This window comes from Streptomyces sp. NPDC111520, from assembly GCF_055635295.1.
Genome location: NZ_JBVKBW010000051.1, coordinates 1 through 2,594, shown reverse-complemented (window position 1 = coordinate 2,594; position 2,594 = coordinate 1). Strand labels below are relative to the sequence as shown.

Here is a 2,594-nt window from a genome sequence, read left to right as displayed (position 1 = left end):
GGGCGAGCCGGGCGCGCCAGCGTTCCTCGCGGTCGCCGTCGCCCTGCCAGTCGGCGAGGCGGGCGCCGAAGGCCTGCGGCGCGTCGGCGAGCGCGGCGAGGCGCAGTCGCCGCCAGAGCGGCCAGTCGTCGGGGGTGAGCACACGCAGTTCGATCACCCCCGCAGGGTGCCGCCGGGGCGCGCCCGGCGGCAACCCTGTTTCCCGGGGTCTCAGCGGGTGCCGAGCAGGTGGTCCATGGCGAGCTGGTCGAGCTGCTCGAAGGCGGAGCCGCGGGTCGCGACGGCGTCGGCGTCGAACTCCTCGTAGGCGCCGCGGTCGGCGAGCAGGTCGGCCAGGGACTCGCCCTCGCCGAGGGTCGGCTGGGCCAGCTGGTCCAGGCGGGAGGCCTTCAGCGCCTCCTGCACGGCCGGGTCGGCACGGAACGCGGCGGCGCGCTCCTTGAGGATGAGGTAGTTGCGCATGCCGCCGGCGGCGGACGCCCACACGCCGTCCATGTCCTCGGTCCGCGGGGGCTTGAAGTCGAAGTGGCGCGGGCCCTCGTACCCGGCCGACTCCAGCAGGTCGACCAGCCAGAACGCGGAGCGCAGGTCGCCGGCGCCGAAGCGCAGGTCCTGGTCGTACTTGATGCCGGTCTGGCCGTTGAGGTCGATGTGGAAGAGCTTGCCGTGCCACAGCGCCTGGGCGATGCCGTGCGGGAAGTTCAGCCCGGCCATCTGCTCGTGGCCGACCTCGGGGTTGAGGCCGACGAGCTCGGGGTGGGCCAGCTCGTTGATGAACGCCAGCGCGTGGCCGATGGTCGGCAGCAGGATGTCGCCGCGCGGCTCGTTCGGCTTGGGCTCGATGGCGAAGCGGAGGTCGTAGCCCTGCTCGAGGACGTACTCGCCGAGGAGGTCGAAGGCCTCCTTGAAGCGGTCGAGCGCGACCCGCACGTCCTTGGCGGCACCGGACTCGGCGCCCTCGCGGCCGCCCCAGGCGACGTAGACCTTGGCGCCCAGCTCGGCGGCGAGGTCGATGTTGCGGATGGTCTTGCGGAGCGCGAAGCGCCGCACCTCACGGTCGTTGGCGGTGAAGCCGCCGTCCTTGAAGACCGGGTGCGTGAAGAGGTTGGTGGTGGCCATCGGCACCTTCAGGCCGGTGGCGTCCAGCGCCTGGCGGAAGCGCTTGATGTGGCCCTCGCGGGCGGTGTCGTCCGACCCGAAGGGGATCAGGTCGTCGTCGTGGAAGGTGACGCCGTACGCACCGAGCTCGGCCAGCCGGTTGACGCTCTCGACGGGGTCGAGGGCGGGTCGGGTCGCGTCACCGAAGGGGTCGCGGCCCTGCCAGCCGACGGTCCAGAGACCGAAGGTGAACTTGTCCTCGGGGGTGGGGGTGAAACTCATCGCGGCGGCTCCTATTCGTAAGACCACTGAACAAATTAATATGCCATCGCCGCTTTGTGAAGGGAGCCGCAGGATGGGTAACGGACCGATCGCGCTGGGTGTGGACAGTTCCACCCAGTCGACCAAGGTGCTCGCCGTCGACGTCGAGACGGGTGAGGTGCTGGCCAGGGGACAGGCCCGGCACACGGTGAGTGAGGGAGCGGGCCGCGAGACGGACCCCGAGGTGTGGTGGCGCGCGCTCGGCGCCGCCCTCGCCCAGATCGGGCCCTACGCCGAACGCGCCGACGCCGTCTCGGTCGGCGGCCAGCAGCATGGCCTGGTCGTCCTCGACCCGGTCGGCCGGCCCCTGCGGCCCGCGCTGCTCTGGAACGACGTGCGGTCCGCCCCGCAGGCCGCCGCCCTGGTGGAGCGGCACGGCGCCGCGCACTGGGCGCGGCGCTTCGGCAGCGTGCCGGGCACGAGCTTCACCGTGACCAAGTGGGCCTGGCTCGCCGAGCACGAGCCCGAGACGGCGAAGGCCGCGGCGGCCGTCCGCCTCCCGCACGACTTCCTCACCGAGCGGCTCGCCGGCGCGGGCGTCACCGACCGGGGCGACGCCTCCGGCACCGGCTGGTGGGCGACGGACACCGAGACGTACGACGAGGCGCTGCTCGCGGAGATCGGCCTCGACCCGGCCCTGCTGCCCCGGGTCCTGGGCCCCGGCGAGGCCGCCGGTGTCACCCTGCCCGGGCTGCCGCTGCGCGAGGGCGTCCTGGTCGGCGCCGGCACCGGCGACAACGCCGCCGCTGCCCTGGGCCTCGGGCTCGCCCCCGGGCAGCCCGCGCTCAGCCTCGGCACCTCCGGCACCGTCTACACCCCGGCCACCACCCGGCCCACCGACCCCACCGGCATCGTCGCGGGCTTCGCGGGCGGGCACGGCGACTGGCTGCCGCTGGCCTGCACCCTCAACTGCACCCTCGCCGTCGACAAGATCGCGGGGCTGCTGTCGCTGGACCGCGAGGCGGTCGAGGCGGGCGGCGGTACGGTCCTGCTCCCGTTCCTCGACGGCGAGCGCACCCCGAACCTGCCGTACGCCTCCGGGCTGCTCACCGGGCTGCGCCACGACACCACCCCGGGGCAGATCCTCCAGGCCGCCTACGACGGCGCGGCGTACGCCCTGCTCACCGCCCTGGACCAGGTGCTCGCGGTCGACGGCGCCGGCTCGGACGAGCCGC

General features: G+C 73.8%; 2 protein-coding genes and 1 pseudogene. 1 reads left to right on the top strand and 2 read right to left on the bottom strand.

The window, feature by feature from the left end; genetic code table 11:
* A pseudogene (locus ACZ7MY_RS43040) lies at positions 1-157 on the bottom strand (GNAT family N-acetyltransferase); the annotation flags it as partial.
* A gap of 53 nt (positions 158-210) precedes the next feature.
* Positions 211-1,380 (bottom strand): xylose isomerase, encoded by a 1,170-nt coding sequence (gene xylA, locus ACZ7MY_RS43035; RefSeq protein ID WP_499611858.1) that lies wholly within the window; start codon positions 1,378-1,380, stop codon positions 211-213.
* A gap of 73 nt (positions 1,381-1,453) precedes the next feature.
* On the opposite strand from xylA, the gene ACZ7MY_RS43030 reads away from it, so the two are divergent.
* A partial coding sequence (locus tag ACZ7MY_RS43030) for an FGGY family carbohydrate kinase (protein ID WP_499611855.1) occupies positions 1,454-2,594 on the top strand: 1,141 nt, incomplete at its 3' end.